The 17,945-nt window shown below is 62.8% G+C and carries 20 protein-coding genes; 5 read left to right on the top strand and 15 right to left on the bottom strand.

The annotated features are described in order from the left end of the window. Positions 1 to 8 precede the first annotated feature (8 nt). The 6 genes from G473_RS0114575 to coxB form a co-directional block, all read right to left on the bottom strand. Positions 9 to 878, bottom strand: a complete 870-nt coding sequence (locus tag G473_RS0114575; protein ID WP_051330310.1) for a cytochrome c oxidase subunit 3 — start codon at positions 876 to 878, stop codon at positions 9 to 11. A 56-nt stretch (positions 879 to 934) separates the two neighbouring features. Next, positions 935 to 1,606 carry a cytochrome c oxidase assembly protein gene (locus G473_RS27065; protein WP_084438167.1) on the bottom strand — a complete coding sequence of 224 codons (672 nt, stop codon included), beginning with the start codon at positions 1,604 to 1,606 and terminating at the stop codon, positions 935 to 937. Next, positions 1,603 to 1,770, bottom strand: a complete 168-nt coding sequence (locus G473_RS30775) for a hypothetical protein (protein ID WP_169728478.1) — start codon at positions 1,768 to 1,770, stop codon at positions 1,603 to 1,605. Before G473_RS30775 ends, G473_RS27065 begins: the two co-directional genes overlap by 4 nt. After that, positions 1,770 to 2,690, bottom strand: a complete 921-nt coding sequence (gene cyoE / locus G473_RS0114560) for a heme o synthase (RefSeq protein ID WP_029013702.1) — start codon at positions 2,688 to 2,690, stop codon at positions 1,770 to 1,772. Before cyoE ends, G473_RS30775 begins: the two co-directional genes overlap by 1 nt. Positions 2,691 to 2,858: 168 nt before the next feature. After that, on the bottom strand, positions 2,859 to 4,472 hold the full coding sequence (ctaD, locus tag G473_RS0114555) for a cytochrome c oxidase subunit I (RefSeq protein WP_029013701.1): 1,614 nt from the start codon (positions 4,470 to 4,472) through the stop codon (positions 2,859 to 2,861). 24 nt (positions 4,473 to 4,496) lie between these two features. Continuing rightward, positions 4,497 to 5,351, bottom strand: a complete 855-nt coding sequence (gene coxB, locus G473_RS0114550) for a cytochrome c oxidase subunit II (RefSeq protein ID WP_029013700.1) — start codon at positions 5,349 to 5,351, stop codon at positions 4,497 to 4,499. A gap of 472 nt (positions 5,352 to 5,823) precedes the next feature. On the opposite strand from coxB, the gene tldD reads away from it, so the two are divergent. Further along, a complete protein-coding gene (tldD, locus tag G473_RS0114545) occupies positions 5,824 to 7,260 on the top strand; it encodes a metalloprotease TldD (RefSeq protein WP_029013699.1) in 1,437 nt (478 codons plus the stop codon). Positions 7,261 to 7,321: 61 nt separating this feature from the next. On the opposite strand, the gene G473_RS0114540 is transcribed toward tldD, so the two are convergent. The 6 genes from G473_RS0114540 to G473_RS29960 form a co-directional block, all read right to left on the bottom strand. Continuing rightward, entirely contained in the window at positions 7,322 to 7,828 is a 507-nt protein-coding gene (locus G473_RS0114540) for a GNAT family N-acetyltransferase (RefSeq protein WP_029013698.1), read from the bottom strand. A gap of 5 nt (positions 7,829 to 7,833) precedes the next feature. Continuing rightward, positions 7,834 to 8,127: a type II toxin-antitoxin system TacA family antitoxin gene (locus G473_RS0114535; protein ID WP_029013697.1), complete on the bottom strand. Its 294-nt coding sequence runs from the start codon at positions 8,125 to 8,127 to the stop codon at positions 7,834 to 7,836. Between the two features lie 149 nt (positions 8,128 to 8,276). Continuing rightward, positions 8,277 to 9,701, bottom strand: a complete 1,425-nt coding sequence (locus G473_RS0114530) for a homospermidine synthase (protein ID WP_029013696.1) — start codon at positions 9,699 to 9,701, stop codon at positions 8,277 to 8,279. Positions 9,702 to 9,852: 151 nt separating this feature from the next. Beyond that, positions 9,853 to 11,103, bottom strand: a complete 1,251-nt coding sequence (locus tag G473_RS0114525) for a type III PLP-dependent enzyme (RefSeq protein ID WP_029013695.1) — start codon at positions 11,101 to 11,103, stop codon at positions 9,853 to 9,855. A gap of 457 nt (positions 11,104 to 11,560) precedes the next feature. Continuing rightward, positions 11,561 to 11,956 (bottom strand): DUF4112 domain-containing protein, encoded by a 396-nt coding sequence (locus tag G473_RS0114520; protein WP_051330309.1) that lies wholly within the window; start codon positions 11,954 to 11,956, stop codon positions 11,561 to 11,563. Next, a complete protein-coding gene (locus G473_RS29960) occupies positions 11,953 to 12,111 on the bottom strand; it encodes a YqaE/Pmp3 family membrane protein (RefSeq protein WP_035707406.1) in 159 nt (52 codons plus the stop codon). Before G473_RS29960 ends, G473_RS0114520 begins: the two co-directional genes overlap by 4 nt. Before the next feature lie 211 nt (positions 12,112 to 12,322). On the opposite strand from G473_RS29960, the gene G473_RS0114510 reads away from it, so the two are divergent. Further along, the gene (locus G473_RS0114510; RefSeq protein WP_029013693.1) at positions 12,323 to 12,778 is read left to right on the top strand and encodes a hypothetical protein; all 456 of its coding nucleotides are present in this window, start codon (positions 12,323 to 12,325) and stop codon (positions 12,776 to 12,778) included. A gap of 116 nt (positions 12,779 to 12,894) precedes the next feature. Here G473_RS0114510 and G473_RS0114505 read toward each other — a convergent pair whose 3' ends face one another. The 3 genes from G473_RS0114505 to G473_RS0114495 form a co-directional block, all read right to left on the bottom strand. Further along, positions 12,895 to 13,422, bottom strand: coding sequence for a carboxymuconolactone decarboxylase family protein (locus G473_RS0114505; protein ID WP_029013692.1), 528 nt, complete (start codon positions 13,420 to 13,422; stop codon positions 12,895 to 12,897). Positions 13,423 to 13,490: 68 nt separating this feature from the next. Continuing rightward, the gene (locus G473_RS0114500; RefSeq protein ID WP_029013691.1) at positions 13,491 to 14,255 is read right to left on the bottom strand and encodes an SDR family oxidoreductase; all 765 of its coding nucleotides are present in this window, start codon (positions 14,253 to 14,255) and stop codon (positions 13,491 to 13,493) included. Between the two features lie 36 nt (positions 14,256 to 14,291). Next, on the bottom strand, positions 14,292 to 15,086 hold the full coding sequence (locus G473_RS0114495; protein WP_029013690.1) for an SDR family NAD(P)-dependent oxidoreductase: 795 nt from the start codon (positions 15,084 to 15,086) through the stop codon (positions 14,292 to 14,294). Between the two features lie 132 nt (positions 15,087 to 15,218). On the opposite strand from G473_RS0114495, the gene G473_RS0114490 reads away from it, so the two are divergent. The 3 genes from G473_RS0114490 (at position 15,219) to G473_RS0114480 (ending at position 17,915) form a co-directional block, all read left to right on the top strand. Further along, the gene (locus tag G473_RS0114490; RefSeq protein ID WP_245580073.1) at positions 15,219 to 16,151 is read left to right on the top strand and encodes a GlxA family transcriptional regulator; all 933 of its coding nucleotides are present in this window, start codon (positions 15,219 to 15,221) and stop codon (positions 16,149 to 16,151) included. A gap of 130 nt (positions 16,152 to 16,281) precedes the next feature. Next, positions 16,282 to 16,701, top strand: coding sequence for an alternative ribosome rescue aminoacyl-tRNA hydrolase ArfB (gene arfB / locus G473_RS0114485; RefSeq protein WP_029013688.1), 420 nt, complete (start codon positions 16,282 to 16,284; stop codon positions 16,699 to 16,701). Between the two features lie 11 nt (positions 16,702 to 16,712). After that, the gene (locus G473_RS0114480) at positions 16,713 to 17,915 is read left to right on the top strand and encodes a BaiN/RdsA family NAD(P)/FAD-dependent oxidoreductase (protein WP_029013687.1); all 1,203 of its coding nucleotides are present in this window, start codon (positions 16,713 to 16,715) and stop codon (positions 17,913 to 17,915) included. The last annotated feature ends 30 nt before the right edge of the window (positions 17,916 to 17,945 follow it).

The following is a 17,945-nucleotide window of genomic DNA, read 5'->3' as shown; positions in this document are numbered from 1 at the left end:
CTCAGCGATCAATGGGCAACCCACTGACCATTGGCACCCCACCAGTAGATGGAGATGTAGAGGAACAGCCACACTACGTCGACGAAGTGCCAGTACCAAGCCGCCGCTTCAAAGCCGAAATGGCTCTTCGGGGTGAAATGGCCCTTCTTGGTGCGGAAGTAGCAGACGGCCAGGAACACGGTACCGACGAAGACGTGGAAGCCGTGGAAGCCGGTGGCCATGAAGAAGGCCGACGAATAGACATTCTCGCCGAAGCCGAAGGCGGCATGGCTATATTCGTAAACCTGGAAGCAGGAGAACACGATACCCAGCAGCACCGTGATGCCCAGGGCGCGGGCGGCTTCCTGCATCTTGTTCTCAACGATGGCGTGATGCGCCCAGGTCACGGTGGTGCCGGACAGCAGCAGAATCACGGTCATCATGAAGGGCAGGTCGAACGGGTTGAAGGGAACGATGCCCTTCGGCGGCCAGACGCCACCGGTCGATTCGACGCGCAGATACTGGATCGCCTGATCATAATAGATGCTGGCGTCGAAGAACGCCCAGAAGAACGCCGCGAAGAACATCACTTCCGACGCGATGAACAGCGACATGCCATAGCGCAGGCCGATCTTCACCACCGGTGTGTGGGCCTTCTCCACCACCGATTCCTTGATGATATCGCGCCACCAGCCGAACATGCAGGCCAGCACGGACGCCAGACCGGCGGCCAGCAGATACCAGCCGCTGCCATGGAACTGCATCACCGCGCCCACCGCCAGCAGGCCGGCGGCGAATGAACTCAGCATCGGCCACGGGCTGGGATTGACCAGGTGATAGGGTTGCGGAATGCCTTCCTCGGGAATGCCGCCAGCGGTTTGGGCCTGAACGTCAGCCATCTCTCTTATCCCTCGACTCAAGATCGGTCGTACTTCTTGATCTTTGACGGTTCCGGTCAGTGTTGCCGGGCCGCAGCAGCGGCATCCATCTCCGTCCCGGAGGACGGGGACGGCGCCCCTTCTTGGTAAACCTTCACGCCCCTGGCGTCCAGTGCGGCCGGGGCCGCCCCTTGTGCCGGGGATAATGCCGCCGATTGATCGGCAGCACGGAAGAACGTGTAGGACAGGGTGATCGTCTTCACATCGTCCAACTCCGGATCATCGGCAATGGCCGGATCAACGAAGAAATAGACGGGCATTTCGACCGACTGCCCTGCCTCCAGCTTCTGCTCGTCAAAGCAGAAACACTGGATTTTCTGGAAATAAATCCCCGCCTTGTCCGGCGTGACATTGTAGGTCGCCGTGCCGATGACAGGCCGATCCTCGCGGTTGCGCGCGTGATAGACCATGGTCGCCGGCTCCCCCACCTTCACCTTCATGGCGGTGATGCCGGGTTTGAAATCCCAGGCGATGGAATTGTTCACATCGGCGTTGAAGCGGATCTCGATCTCGCGGTCCAGCACCCGTTCCGACGCGCCGGTCGCAACCTGGGTCGTGCCGCCAAAACCGGTGACACGGCAGAACAGGTCATAAAGCGGGACCGAGGCGAAAGACAGGCCTACCATCCCGACCACAAGCAGGCCGAGGCCGGCGGCCATGCGGGTATTGCTGCGACGTGGACCGGTCATGGGAAAGTGCCTCCACTCATCCGGATCATGGCGACGATATAAATCAGGATGACGAAACCCAGCAGCGCCGCGAGAACAGCGAAATTCTTTCCCCGCTTGGCACGATGAATTTCGGTATCGGCACCATGGCGACGGGCCGGCTTGGTCTTCAACGGGCTAGCCATCACGCAACTCCCCCCGCCACCAGATGCTCACCGATCAGGATGGCGAACAGCAGGAACAGGTACAGAATGGAAAAAGCGAACATGCGCTTGGCGGGCTTGTGATCCTGGCTGCGCAGCACCTGGATAGCGCTGGCCACAAACAACAGGCCCAGCACGATGGACCCCGCCAGATAAGCCAGCCCACCCACACCCAGGAAATAGGGGGTCGTGGCCAGCGGCAGCAGGATCAGCGTGTAGATCAGCATCTGCTTCTTCGTTTCCGCCTCGCCGGCGACAACGGGCAGCATGGGCACACCGGCATGCTGGTAATCCAGCTTGCGGAAGATGGCCAGCGCCCAGAAATGCGGCGGGGTCCAGAAGAAGATCAGGGCAAACAGGACGATGGAAGCGAGCGACACATCACCGGTCACGGCGGCCCAGCCGATCATCGGGGGGAAAGCCCCGGCGGCGCCACCGATGACGATATTCTGCGGCGTGCTGCGCTTCAGCCACATCGTATAGATGAAGATATAGAAGGCCGACGCCAGCGCCAGAAGGCCGGCGGCCACCCAGTTCAAGGCCAGCCCCATCAGGGCAACCGACGCAATGGTCAAGATGATACCAAAGGCCAGAGCCTCTTCCGCGGGGACGCGACCCTGCGGGATCGGGCGGTTGATGGTGCGATCCATCAGGGCATCAATATCGCGATCATACCACATATTAATGGCGCCAGCCGCGCCAGAGGCAATCGCGATACAGAGCACCGCCACCGCTGCCAGCAGCGGGTGGATATGGCCAGGCGCCACAACCAGACCGGCAAAACCGGTAAACACGACCAGCGACATGACCCGCGGCTTCAGCAGGGCCACATAATCGCGCACCGAACCGCCGGCAATCGCCGGGCTGTTCAGGGCTTGGTTATCAATCACGCCGTCGGTCATGGGGGTCTCTTCACTTCACGCTACTGAAAATGGGACGGGGCTAGCCGGGTCGAAATCGGGGGAAAGATCTGAAGCCCTTGGCCCCCGAAGCCGACCCTTTTGCAAAACCGCGCGGAAGTTGCCCCCCGCGCGGTTCCGGGCCGAACCTTATGTCCGCTGCCGGCTTACTTACTTGATGCGCGGCAGGGTTTCGAACTGGTGGAACGGCGGCGGGGAGGACAGGGTCCATTCCAGCGTCGTGCCACCGGTCTGCCAATAGTCGCCTTCGACGCGGCGGCCGAAGAACAGGGTGTAGATTGCCATCACGCAGAAGAAGATCGTCGAGCAGAAGGCGATGTAGGCGCCGTAGGACGAGACCATGTTCCAGAAGTGATAGGCGTCGGTGTAGTCGGGCATGCGGCGCGGCATGCCGGCCAGGCCCAGGAAGTGCTGCGGGAAGAACAGCAGGTTCACGCCGATGAAGGTCGTCCAGAAGTGCAGGTGACCAGCCCAGGCGGGATGCTGACGGCCCGACATCTTGCCGATCCAGTAGTAATAACCGGCGAAGATGGCGAAGACGGCGCCCAGCGACAGCACATAGTGGAAGTGGGCAACCACGTAGTAGGTGTCGTGCATGGCGATGTCCATGCCGGCATTGGCCAGCACCACACCGGTCACGCCGCCGACGGTGAACAGGAAGACGAAACCGATCGCCCAGACCATCGGCACTTCGAACTTGATGGAACCGCCCCACATGGTGGCGATCCAGGAGAAGATCTTAACACCGGTCGGCACCGCGATGATCATCGTGGCGGCGGTGAAGTAGGCGCGGGTATCGACCGACAGGCCGACGGTGAACATGTGGTGCGCCCACACGATGAAGCCGACAACGCCGATGGCGACCATGGCATAGGCCATGCCCAGGTAACCGAACACCGGCTTGCGGGAGAAGGTGGAGATGATGTGGGAGATGATGCCGAAGGCCGGCAAAATCATGATGTACACTTCGGGGTGACCGAAGAACCAGAACAGATGCTGGAACAGGATCGGGTCACCACCGCCGGCCGGATTGAAGAAGTCCGTGCCGAAATTACGGTCGGTCAGCAGCATGGTGATGGCGCCGCCCAGAACCGGCACCGACAGCAGCAGCAGGAACGCGGTCACCAGCATGGCCCAGGCGAACAGCGGCATCTTGTGCAGCGTCATGCCCGGTGCGCGCATGTTGAAGATGGTGGTGATGAAATTCACCGCACCCAGGATGGACGATGCACCGGCCAGATGCAGGGCGAAGATCGCCATATCGACCGACGGGCCGTTATGACCATATTCAGCACCCGACAGCGGCGGATAAATGGTCCAGCCCGTGCCGGCGCCGGGGCCGACGAAGGCGGAGGACAGCAGCAGCAGGAAGGCCGGAACGATCAGCCAGAAGCTGATATTGTTCAGACGCGGGAACGCCATATCCGGCGCCCCCACCATCAGCGGCACGAACCAGTTGCCGAAACCGCCGATCAGGGCGGGCATCACGACGAAGAACACCATGATCAGACCGTGGGCCGTGATGAACACGTTCCACTGCTGGCCGGCGTCGGCGGAGAAGGCCGTCATATACTGGATGCCCGGATCCTGAAGCTCCAGGCGCATGATCACGGAGAACAGGCCGCCGATGAGACCCGCCAGCACCGCGAAGAACATGTAAAGCGTGCCAATATCCTTGTGGTTGGTCGAGAAGAACCAACGCGCCACAAAGCCTGGCTTATGATCATGGTGATCGTGGGCATGCGCCCCGGTGGAAGCACCCATGGTAATACCCTCTCTTCCGACCCGTTACTGGGCGCCCGTCTGGGCGAGCTGCGTGGGGACGGACCCATTGTTATTCAGGGCCTGCTTCTGCTGACCCAGCCATGCCTGGAAACGTTCCTTGGAGACGGCCTCAACCGCGATCGGCATATAACCATGACCGGTGCCGCAGATTTCCGAGCACTGACCATAGAACACGCCCTCACGGGTGGCGCGGAACCAGGTTTCATTCAGGCGGCCCGGCATCGCATCCTTCTTCACGCCCAGCGAGGGGACGGCGAAGGAGTGGATCACGTCGGCGGCGGTGACCAGCACGCGCACATCGGTATCCACCGGAACGATGACGCGCTGATCCACTTCCAGCAGACGCGGCTGGCCGGGCTTCAGATCCTTGTCCTCGATCATGCGGGCTTCGAATTCCATCCCTTCATGATCAGGATATTCAAACGACCAGTACCACTGGTGACCGGTGATCTTGACAGTCAGCTCCGGGTTCGGCGCCTTGTCCATATAATAGAGCACGCGGAAGGACGGCACGGCGATGACCAGCAGGATCAGCACCGGAATACCGGTCCACAGCACTTCCAGCAGCGTGTGGTGCGTGGTGGTGGACGGCACCGGGTTGGCCCGGCGGTTGAAGCGCAGCATCACGTAAATCAGCAGCCCGGTGACGAACAGCGTAATCGCCGCGATCGTCCACAGCAGCAGTGAATGGAAGCTGTGCAGCCGCTCCATCACCGGCGAGGCCGCTTCCTGAAGCCCAAGCTGCCCCGAAACCGGAGCGCCGATATGCTGGCCGGCTTCCTGTGCCAGAGCCATGCCCTGGAACATCATTCCCATAAAGAGGCCCGACAGCGCGGCGCCGATCTTGCGTACAGACATCCCTTACCACTCTCGTCGTTGCCGGGGATTTTACCACCCCCGTTGAGCCAGCCGGACCGCCCGCCCATCCCCGCACCGGCCTGCCGGATGACAGGGGGCGGGACTGTCGCTGCGTATGGCAGACCCGGAACGGACAAAACCGTTTCGTTGGGACACTACACGCGCGCAGGGCTCACGAACAACATATGCGCCCAAAATCGGGGCGCACATATCGTCGCAGACCATACTCGCAGGTCACAATCTCGGCAAGTTTATCGGCCATGCGCGGGACGCCTCCCCCGTGGGCAATCCGTCGCAGTGCCAATAGATAAGGCATCGAATCCCCCTTTCCGGCGCATGATTGCGCGGGTCCATCTATTCTTTTGCGTTCCGCGCCCCCCCTCCCCCACCCCGGCCCTTGCCGCCCGGAGCCTGGATCGCCATTCTAGCCCTTGATCACTGTTCCGATTCCCCCTGATGGAAGCCGTCCGCAATGTCCCTGCTGTCCCAGACCGACGATATCTTCTTCAACAAGGCCGGCCTGGACCGGAGCCGGACGGAGGCCTTGGTCCGCGATGCGCTGCACGGGGCCGATGATGGCGAGCTTTTCCTGGAATATGCCCAGAGCGAGGGGCTGGTCTGGGATGATGGCCGTCTGCGCAGTGCCAGCTTCGACACCAGCCAGGGATTCGGCCTGCGCAGCATATCCGGCGAGGCCAGCGGCTATGCCCATGCCTCTGTGCTGACCGAGGATGCGATTCGCCGGGCCGGTGACACGGTGCGCGCCGTCCATCGCGGCCAGTCGGGCACCATGTCGGAAGCGCCAATCGGCACCAACCGCCTGCTTTATGCCAGCGACAACCCCCTGTCGCTGGTCCCGTTCGAGGCCAAGGTGAAGCTGCTGGCCGATATTGACAGCTATGCCCGGGGCCGCGACAGCCGTGTGCGTCAGGTCTCCGCCTCCCTGTCCGGGGAATGGCAGGCGGTGCAGATCGTGCGCGCCGACGGCAGCCGCGTGGCCGATATCCGCCCGCTGGTGCGCCTGAATGTCTCTGTCGTCGTCGGTGAAGGCGACCGGATGGAGACGGGCAGCTACGGTGCCGGCGGTCGGCGCACCTATCAGGAGTTCCTGGACCCGTCGGTCTGGCAGTCCCAGGTGAATGAGGCGCTGCGCGGTGCCCTGATCAACCTGTCCAGCATCGATGCCCCGGCGGGTGAGATGCCGGTGGTGCTGGGGCCGGGCTGGTGCGGCATCCTGCTGCATGAAGCCATCGGCCATGGGCTGGAAGGTGACTTCAACCGCAAGAAGACGTCTGCCTTCTCCGGCCTGCTGGGCCAGCGGGTGGCCGCCCCCGGCGTGACCGTGGTGGATGATGGCAGCATCGAGGGTCGGCGCGGCTCCATCACCGTGGATGATGAGGGCACGCCCAGCCAATGCACAATGCTGATCGAGGATGGCATCCTTAAAGGCTATATGCAGGACCGGATGAATGCCCGGCTGATGGGCGTGGCCCCCACGGGCAATGGCCGCCGGCAAAGCTATGCCCACCAGCCCATGCCGCGCATGACCAACACGGTGATGCGCGGGGGCGACAAAAGCCCGGAGGAGATCATCGCCTCGGTCAAGCGCGGCCTGTTCGCCGCCAATTTCGCGGGCGGTCAGGTGGATATCGTGTCGGGCAAGTTTGTCTTCTCCGCCAGCGAGGCCTATCTGATCGAGGATGGCAAGCTGGGCCCTGCCGTGAAGGGCGCCACGCTGATCGGCAACGGACCTGATTCGCTGACCAAGGTCACCATGATCGGCAATGACAGTGCCATGGACCCCGGCATCGGCGTCTGCGGCAAGCAGGGCCAGGGCGTGCCCGTCGGCGTTGGCCAACCAACCCTGCGCATCGATGGGCTGACCGTGGGCGGCACGAAGGCGGCTTGATAAGGATGACGCGGGCCGGGGCCTTATCGGCGCCGCCCGCCGTTCCCCCACAGAGGCGGGATTACGCGAAAAGGGCGCGGATGGTTGCCATGGGCAGGAAAAGTTTCAGCGGCCTGCCCGGAAAATGCGTGAACCCTTCTTTCACATAAAAGGTCGCCGCGACGTCATCCTTTGCGTCAACAATCACAGCATAGGCGGCAATGTCGGCGCGGCTGGCACGATGCAGCGCATCGGCCAGCAGAAAGCGCCCCAATCCCCTGCCCTGTTGGCTTTGATCCACAGCCAGCCGCCCCAGCAGGATCGCCGGGATCAGCGGATAATGGGGCAGCCGTTTGGTGATGTTTTCCGGTAGTTCGGTCAACAGGATGGAACTGGCGGATAGGGTGTAATAGCCCAGCACCTGATCCGCTTCACCCAACAGCACAAATAGGGCAGCCAGATGCTTACGGACATCCTGACCTGCCTGGGTACGGAAATAGCGATCCAGCGCGGGCACCCCGCTGATGAAGCGGTCCCGGGAGTGATGGCTCGCCAATGGCTCCACCCGAAGCGGCACTCCGCCTGCCATCACGGTCAAGCGCCCGTCGCCTGCCGATAAAGCCGAACCGTCTCCCGCAGCCGGTCATTAGGCGCGGGAGGGTTCAGCAGTGCTTCGACAAGCGCCTGACTGTCTCGCAAGGATAATTCCAACCGCTGATGCTCTTCAATTGCCCGCTTGGCCGCATCCTGCACGCTGGCCAGCACGAAATCAGTCACGCTTCGCCCCTGCAGGGCAGCCGCCTGCTCGATCAACCGTTTCTGATCCGCCGTGACACGGGCTTCCAGCCGTTCGGCACGGGTACGGGTGGTGGTGGTTGCGGTCGGCATATCTGAACTCCGGTCTTGCCGGATCAGTGTACGGCCAATGGCCGGTCCCGTCAAATATTGGACGGGTCAGGGGAAGGGGGCGGGACGCGACAAGGCGTATACCTCCCCCCATCATGAAAACGGGGGCCTTATCGGCCCCCGCTCTCCCCTTACAGCACCCTTACATTCTTGAACTGCCACGGATCGGACATATCCACATCCTCCGGGAACAGCTTGTTGCGGCCTTCCAGCGGGGTCCAGTCGGTATAGGCACCAACCACCGGGCCCAGATAGGGCATGCAGATATCCAGGCAGCGCTGGAAATCCATGTCGTCGGCTTCCACGATGCCCCGGTTCGGGTTCTCAATGGCCCAGATCATGCCGGACAGGGCCGCCACGGTCACCTGCAGGCTGGTGGCGCTGTTAAATTCCACCAGCTCACGCGCTTCGGCACAGGAAAGCTGGGACCCGTACCAATAGGCCCCCTTCTCGTGCCCGGCCAGCAGCACGCCCAACTCGTCCACGCCTTCGATGATTTCCTTCATCAACAGGCGCTGGGTTTCCTGCTGCACATAATTCTTGCCGGCGAATTCGTGGATCGATTTCACGGCATCGTCGCAGGGGTGATAGGCGTAATGGCAGGTCGGGCGGTAGATGGCGTTGCCCGCCTCATCCCGCACCGTCAGGTAATCGGGGATGGACAAAGCCTCGCTATGGGTGATCAGGAAGCCATGGAAGGGGCCTTCCATCGGCGTCCAGGTACGCACCCGCTGGGTCACGCCCGGCCGGTTCAGGATGATGCCGGCCTGGCAGCCGAAATCATGCCGGATACCATCGGGCGGGAACGTCGCCTCATGCGTGCCCCAGCCCATTTCCGCGGGCTGGCAGCCTTCGGAAATGAAACCGTCGATCGACCAGGTATTGACGAATTCGCCCCGGCGCTTGGGCACGCTGGAAATCTGGGTGTCGCGTTCGGCGATATGGATCACCTTGACGCCCAGATCCTTGGCCAGCGCCGCCCAGCCGGCACGGTCAGCCGGCGCGGTCGCATCGCGGCCGGTATCTTCCGCGATGTTCAGCAGCGCCTGCTTCACAAAATGCGACACCAGCCCCGGATTGGCACCATGGGTCAGCACGGCGGTGGGGGCGTTCGGCCCCAGCTTCGCCTGCACCGCCAGCGCCTGCTCACGCAAGGCATAGTTGGAGCGCATGGACGGCGACAGATTGGGGTCGGTGTAGCCGCCGGGCCAGGGCTCGATGCAGGTATCCAGATACAGCGCGCCCTGCTCTGCGCACAATTCCACCAGCGCAAGGGAAGAAACATCGACCGACAGGTTGAGCAGGAAATCACCCTTGCTCAATAACGGCGCCAGGATGGCGCGGTAATTCTCGCGGGTCAGCGGTTCCTTGACGAACTTGATGCCGAAATAGTCAGCCTCACCGTGTCCACGCTCGTCCGCCGTGACGATGGTGATGTTCTGAGGTTTGATGTCGATATGCCTCAGAATCAGCGGCAGCACGCCTTGGCCAATGCTGCCGAAACCTACCATCACAAGACGCCCGGGAAGGGCACAATGCTTCTGATATTGGGTCATTTTCGTTTTTGCTCCGGGGCTATTACCCGCCTATGGGTGCCTCATGGCTTGTGGGGTTGACGGTTCAGGGTGAACGCAGACAACAGGAGTGCACGGCCCCGGCCGGATGGCTGGAGCCGTGCACTGGTGAAGATGGTGCTTATAGAGTGACCTAAGCCGCCATTTCTAGCAACTGTGGCAAGATACGGTGGCCGGGTGTGGCCAGCAAAGGCTGATCCACCACTTCCACCAGACGGGCCTGGTCGAAGCCGTTGAACTCGGTCCGCAGCGTGGCGCCATAGGCACCCAACTGGCCAATCTCGATCCAGTCGCCCTCGCGGATGTCGGTTGGCAGCAGGAAAGGCCCCTTCATCCGGTCGGCGCTGTCACAGGTCGGACCCCAGAAGCTGAACGGCATCAGCGGCGCATCCGACCGGCGGATCAGGCGGCAGGGGAAGCGGAAGGCCGGCACACCGGCGTCCGACAGGCTGCCATAGATGCCGTCATTGATGAAAAGCTCATCCCCACCGCGCCGCCGCTCCACCTGCACCACGACGGAACCGCCGGCCGCCACCAGGGCACGCCCCGGCTCGCACCAGATGCGGGTCTCCCGCGGCAGGTTCAGCGCCGCAATGCCACGGGCGATGGCATCCATGTAAAGCTGCAGGTCCGGCGGGGTCATGTCCGGATAGGCGACGGGGAAGCCGCCGCCGACATCCACCACATCAATGGCCACCCCTGCCGCCGCGATCACGCGACCGGCAATGGCGATCCCCGCCTCGTAAGCCGCCGGGTCCATCATCTGGCTGCCGACATGGAAGCAGACACCCAGACGGCGGGCCAGCGGGCGGGCGCGGCGCAGCAGGGCCACCGCTTCTTCCAGCGTAGCGCCGAACTTGCCGGACAGGTCATAGGCCGCCGCCCCTTTCGGCATCGCCAAGCGGATGAACAGGCCCAGATCGTCGTTGGCACCGGTAACCGCCAGGATCTTGTCCAACTCCTCCTGGCTATCCAGGGAGAAGTCGCGCACGGCGAAATCATTCCACGCCTTGGCGATGGCCGCGCGGTTCTTGACCGGGTGCATGTAATGGACATGCGCATCGGCGAACATCTGCCGCACGATGCGGATTTCCGCCGGCGAAGCGCAGTCGAAATGGCGCACGCCGCCGCGATAGAGCGCGCGCAGGAAGGCCGGGTCCGGATTGCACTTCACGGCATACAGCACATCACCCCCCACCGCCCGGTCAAACAGGTCGATGAAGCGGCGGGCCGTGGCGGACAGGACCTGCGGGCGGATGCAGTGCATCGGCTCCGCCGGCTGCAAATCCGCCACCATGCGGTCCACGGTGGGAAGCTGGACGGGGCGGTGGGACAGGTTGCGCCGCAAGGGTGCGACAGCGGAACGGAAGCGGATATGCGCCATGACAAAATCCCCCCTGCCACGGGATGCGGGATAAAACCCGGCCACACATGGCAAGAATAAAAAAGCGAGGCCCCAGGCGGTAAAGGCCACGGAACCGATGATGGTCTTGGGGAAAAGGTCTGGCGTCGCGTCGTGATTGCCGGGTCGATCCTGCGGCCCCCAGGGGAGATTGCAGTGAACCTCAAAGCGTCAACAGACGAGAGGAACCAGAATAGGCCTTAGCCTAACATGGCCCCTTTGGGCATAACGGCGTTCATATCGACTTCCCTCTCGGGGACCGGCCCACTTTCGACCGGTTCTGCCAAAAAGGACGCCTGACGTCGTTGCGTAAACACCAGGGGCATTGCCGGAGAAGGCGAATGCCGCAAGGGCCAGGGGCACGTGCGGGTGCGTCTACCCCCTATTTAGGGAAAAGGAACGGCCCTGCCAAGCATCTTTAGGGTCAGGTTCAAAAATTTCACAATTCCGCCGCAGGTTCGCCCGGCAAGGCACCCTGCCGTTCCAGATAGCGGCGCAGCAAAGCCATGTTGCGCTTGTTGGATTTGAAATAAACGTCAAAGACAGTGCCGATCAGCGGCACGCTGCCAAACAGCCAGTCCACGCCGACATTGCCGGCCATGCGGGTCAGCAGCCAGCGCGACGCCCCCAGGCGCCGCGCCTCGGCCAGCAGATAAAGGGAGATCATGGCCGTGGCCGTATCGCCCGCCACGGGGATAAGGCTGGCAAGCCCGTCCCAGCCAAAGCGGATGCCGGTGCCAGGGATTTGCCAGCGGCTGTCCAACTGGCGGGACAGCGCTTCCAGCCGGGCGAGCGCCGCTAATCGCTGGGCCGGGCCGGAAGCGCCCTGGTTCATTTCTTCACGATGACCCAGATGGCGTGGATGATGCCGGGGATATAGCCCAGGATGGTCAGCAGGATATTCAGCCAGAAATGCAGGCCGAAGCCCACCTGCAAGAACACGCCCAGCGGCGGCAGCAGAATGGCGAAGATGATGCGGATCACATCCATGGTTGATACCCTTTCTCGTGGATTGGTCCCTGCCTGTTGAACGGGCAGGATAGTAGATCGGTTCCCATTTTGGTCACGGGGCAGCACAGGGTTCCGTTATCTGACTCCGGCCAAACCCCACACCGCATCCGATGGTTCCAGCACCTGACCTTCAGGACAGGATAATGGCCCGCCCCTGTTCACCCTTTCCCGCCATGCCCATATCCCTGATATGAAAAAGACACGCATCCTGTTGCTGGCCGCCCTGCTGACCCTGCCCGCCTTTCCGGCGGCGGCGGATAACCCGCTGTTGCAGCCGGCGCCCGGCACCAACCCCAGCGGCAACCGCTCCCCCCTGGCGGCGGAACGAGACCGGATGCAGGCCGACAGTTTGCGCAATCTCAGCCGCGACCCAACCCTTGGCGTCCGCCCGCCGGACCCGATGGCACGCCGGGAAGCGCAGGAATATCGCCGCGACGCTGATCGCATCGACCAGTCGCTGCAAGGGCCGGGTCGGGTGCCGGTTACGCCGGATGACCGGGCCTTGCGCGACAGCCTGGGGGGCAGCGCCCCGCCCGGTACCACGCCGCCACCGCCGCGCATCACCCATGGCAAACCACCAGGCAGCCCCAGCCCGGTTCAATCCTCCCCTGTGCCGGAACGCAAGCCGGACACGCCGGACAACTGATCCATCGATTGATCCATCGCAGGCAGGACAAATGCCGCGCGCCATGAATGATATGGCGCGCGGCACAGGCATTACTGCGTCGTCGGATAAGGGACGATCCTTTAGATTTCTGGCCTTTAGATTTCTGGGAAATCCACGTCGGTCCCGGCAACGTTGTTGATCAGGTTGGTGAAGAAATTCTCCGCCACGACGGCGACGATCTCGACAATCTGACCCTCGCCGAAGCCAGCCGCCCTCACTGCATCGATATCGGTTTGGGAGACCTTGCCCCGCGTCTCCGCGACACGGCGGGCAAAAGCGGCAGCAGCGGCAGCCTTGGGCTCTTCCGATGTTCCTTGCCGTGCCCGGTCAATTTCCTCACGGCTCAGCTTGGCGAAGTTGAAACCGGTGAAGGTGTGGGCGGCGTTGCAATATTCACAGCCATTTACCGCCGCGACCGTCAGCGCGATACGCTCCCGGGTCTTCGTATCAAGCGCCTTGCCAAGTCCCTGGTTCAGGGCTGCATGGGCATTGATAACTGTCGGGCTGTTGGACAGAACGCGGAAGAAATTGGGAACACGGCCGAGCTTCGCGTTGATCGCACCAAGCGTGGCCTGGGATGCGTCGGGGGCGGATTGCGGCGCGGGGATCGAAAGACGAGACATGGCTTATACCTTTCCTTGAAGGGGATTTACGGATGCCGATCCAGGATGGTGCGGCATTGATTGTCGCCTCAGGCACCCACGGGGATCGGGTTCTCAACGAGGCTTTGGTTGAAGGCGTCGAAAAGGGCGTGTTCATTGGCGCCCGGATTGTCGCGCATCGGTTTTATGGCATCGACGATCACTTCGGGATCATCGGTTGCCAGCGCCGCGAGGGTCTGTTCAATGAAGGCGGGCAGCGGCATGGCGCGCGGATCCCCGCTCTTGTAGATCAGGTCGGTATCCACCCAGGGCGGAGCGATTTCCTGCACCCGGACAGTGGTGTTACGCAGTTGGAAGCGCTGCGACAGGGCAAAGGAGTGCAACGCCGCCTTGGTCGCCGAATAGATCGCGTTGCTGGCAATCGGCACGAAGGCAAGAACACTGCTGGTGTACAAGACCGTGGCCGCTGGCTTTGTTTTCAGATGCTCGATCAGGGCTGCGGTTACGCGGATGGGGCCCAGCAGGTTTGTGGTGATCAATGTCTGCGCCACCGCATCATCGACAGGGCCGGACACATCGTCGAATGGCATGAAGCCGGCATTGTTGAACACGACATTGAGATCGGGATGTTTCTCAATCAGTTCGCGTGCCGCCGACTGGATGCTGTCCAGACTGTTGACGTCCAGCATGATGGCCGACATGCCGGGATTGGCGGCTGTCACCTCCGCCAGCAGGGCGGTGCGCCGCCCGGAAATGATCACCTTGTTGCCCAGGCGGTGGAATGCTTCTGCAAGACCACGGCCGATACCGCTGGTGCCGCCGGTGATGAAGATGGTGTTACCGGTGAGTTTCATGGGGAACAGTCCTGATGAAGAGAAAGCCGGGAGGCATCAGACGGCGACGTTGAAGCGTGCGGCCGGGGTCGTGGCGGAAAGCTGGGGACCCAGCGCGTGGCGTGCGGCCTCAAAGGCATTCCACAGCTCAACATCCCGCAGCGCCGGGATCGTGCTGGTCTCACCCTGATCCAGTCCGGCGAGGGCGGCATCCACCATGTCCTCGGCCTGCATCACGATCTCGCTGGGCAGATGCTCGACCGGCAGACCACCCAAGGCCCAGAAATCGGTCCGGGTAGCGCCGGGCAGCACGGCCTGCGCCCGGATGCCACGCTCAGCCAGTTCATGGTTCAATGAGGCAGTGAATGCCTGAACAAAAGCCTTGGTCCCGCCATAGACGCCGTTGAGCAACTCAGGCGCTACCGCCACGATGGAGGCAATGTTGATCACCGTCCCGCCACCACGGGCGACAAAACCGGGGACCGCGGCATAGGTCAGACGCATCAGCGCCGTCACATTCAGCCGCACCATGGCTTCCATGCGATCAACATCGCTTTCCAGCAGCTTGGTGTGGGTGCCGATACCGGCATTGTTGACCAGCGCCGTGATGCTCGCATCCTCGCGCAGCACTTTCTCGACCGACGCGAGATCAGCCGCGTTCCCCAGGTCGGCCGCCAGCACCTCAACCGCGCGGCCGGTCTTGTCCGAAATCTGGGCGCCCAGGGTCTGGAGCTTGTCCTTATTGCGCGCCACCAGGATCAGGTCGTAGCCGCGGGCGGCGAGACGGTCAGCGTAGATCGCACCGATGCCGGTGGAAGCGCCCGTGATAAGTGCAGTTCCCTTGATGGTCATTGGGATGGTCCTTGTTGGGGAGGAGAGCGTGATCGCTTCCGACAAGGACTTTATGGACCCAACAGTCCGCGTCTGATATGACGTATAAAGTACGTTTTTCAGACATCCCATCCAGAGGGTCCAATGCCCCACATGTCCATGGTCCTCACCCCCGGCTTCCAGTTCCTGGCCCTGGGCGTGCAGGCCGCCTTCGAGCTGGCCAACGCTTTGAAGGGAGAAGCTTATTACAGCCTCTCCATCACTTCGGTTGCAGGCGGCCCCGTCATGTCCTCAAGCGGCTTTGCCGTGCCGACGACGCGGCTCGACCAGGTGGAGCCTGTTGACACGCTGCTGCTTCTGGCTGGCCTTGTGCCACCCCCGCAGCAGAATGAGGCGACCCTTGCCTTGCTGCGCGCCAAAGCCACCGAAGCCCGCCGGGTTGCAGGCCTGTGCACGGGGGCCTTTCTACTGGGGCAGATGGGGCTTCTGGAGGGGCGTCGCGCCACGACGCACTGGGCCTATGCCCGGCACATGCGCGAGGCCTTTCCCAATGTGCGGGTGGAGGATGACCGCATCTTCATCAATGAAGGGACGGTCTGGACGTCAGCGGGACTGACAGCGGGCCTGGATCTCGCGGTGGCGCTGATCGAGAAGGACCTGGGGCGCGACATGGCAAGCGCTATTGCCCGGCGGCTGGTGATGCATCATCGCCGGGCCGGCGGTCAGTCCCAGCATTCCGAACTGCTGGAACTGGCCCCCAGCAGTGACCGCATCCAGAAGGCGCTGATCCACGCCAGGGCCCATCTTTCCCATCCGCTGACGGTTGAGGAACTGGCGGAGGTCGCAGCCCTGTCGCCCCGCCAGTTCAGCCGCGCGTTCCGCGCGGAAACCGGCCAGACACCTGCCAAGGCGGTGGAACATATCCGGCTTGAAGCCGCACGTCTCATGATCGAGGAAACCCGTCACCCTCTGGATCAGATCGCGCGGGAAAGCGGCTTTATCGATATACGCCGGATGCGCGAGGCTTTTATGCGCCAGTACGGCCAGCCGCCGCAGGCCCTTCGGCGCCTGGCGAGGGCGGCCTGATCGAAACAGAGATTTTGGGCCGCTTCGCTGATATGGTGCATCGCTGGTGCCAGCCGCCATCGCTTTGCATCCCTGCGCCCTATGCTGTAGGCAAGCGGACCTTTTCCCTTTCCCCCGGACCTTTTCCTCCATGATCGCCATCACCCCCTATATTTCCATCGCCGAGGAGGAGTTGCAGGAGAGCTTCCTGCGCGCCGGCGGGCCGGGTGGGCAGAATGTCAACAAGGTGGAAACGGCGGTGCAACTGCGCTTCGACGTCGCCAATTCTCCCTCCCTGCCCGATTGGCTGAAACAGCGGGTGCGCGGCGTGGCCGGGCGCAAGCTGACGGCGGAAGGGGTGCTGGTGCTGGTGGCGCAATCCCATCGCAGCCAGGAGCGCAACCGGGAAGACGCCAAGGCACGGCTGGTGGAAATTCTGGCCAAGGCGGCGGAACGGCAGGCCCCGCGCCGTCCGACCCGGCCCACCAAGGCGTCGAAGGTCCGTCGGCTGGATGAAAAGGGCAATCGGGCCGGCATCAAGCAGATGCGCGGCAAGGTCGCGCTGGATTGAACGGAAACAGAATGACGCGCGCTTATGATGTGGTTATTGCCGGCGGCGGTGCTGCCGGTCTGTTTGCCGCCATTTTCGCTGGTCGGCGGGGGCGCCGGGTGGCCGTGCTGGACCATGCGGAGAAGGTGGGATCGAAGATCCTGATCTCCGGCGGCGGACGGTGCAATTTCACCAATCTGGACACCAAGCCTGACCGGTTCCTGTCGCAGAACCCGTCTTTCTGCATCTCGGCGCTGAAACGCTATACCCAGCATGATTTCATCGCGCTGGTCGACCGCCACGGCATCCAATGGCACGAAAAGAAGCTGGGCCAGTTATTCTGTGACGGCTCCGCCAAGGAGATCGTCGCCATGCTGGTGGCGGAATGCGGCGATGCCGGGGTGGATATCTTCACCCAATGCCGGGTCGACAAGGTGTCGGCCAATGAGGGCGGCGGTTACAGCGTCGCCACCAGCCTGGGCGACTTCTCCGCCGCCAGCTTCATTCTGGCGACCGGTGGCCCGTCCATCCCCAAGATGGGGGCGACGGATTTCGCCTTCCGGCTGGCACGGCAGTTCGGGCTCAATCTGGTGGAACCGCGCCCGGCCCTGGTGCCCTTCACCTTCGCCGACCGCGACCTGAACAAGTTGCGCGACCTGTCCGGCGTACCGCTGGAAGCCAGCGTCGCCTGCAACAAGGGCAAGTTCCGCGAGGCCTTGCTGATCACCCATCGCGGCCTGTCCGGGCCATCCATCCTGCAAATCTCGTCTTATTGGCGCGACGGGCAGGAAGTGAGCATCGACCTGTCGCCCGACCGACCGCTGGCAGAGCATCTGAAAGGGCTCAAGCGGACACGCCCGAAGGCGGAATTGCGCACCATCCTGGGCGAAATCCTGGCACGGCGCTTTGCGGAACGGCTGTTCGAGACCGATCTGATCGGCCCACAGCCGCTGACCACCCGCCCCATGGCGGATATGAAGGATGCCGATCTGGTCGCCATCGCCCAGGCCCTGCACGCGTGGCGCGTCACGCCCAACGGCACGGAAGGTTACCGCACGGCGGAAGTGACGCTGGGCGGGGTCGATACGGCGGAACTGTCGTCCAAAACCATGGAAGCGAAGAAGCTGCCCGGCTTCTACGTGATCGGTGAGGCGGTGGACGTGACCGGCTGGCTGGGCGGCTATAATTTCCAATGGGCCTGGTCCAGCGGGCACGCAGCGGGAATGGCGGCGTAACGGGACGAACGCCACCATAACGTGCCTCCC

The sequence above is a fragment of the Niveispirillum irakense DSM 11586 genome (assembly GCF_000429645.1).
Lineage (GTDB): Bacteria > Pseudomonadota > Alphaproteobacteria > Azospirillales > Azospirillaceae > Niveispirillum > Niveispirillum irakense.
This window is presented reverse-complemented; position numbering and strand designations above follow the sequence as displayed.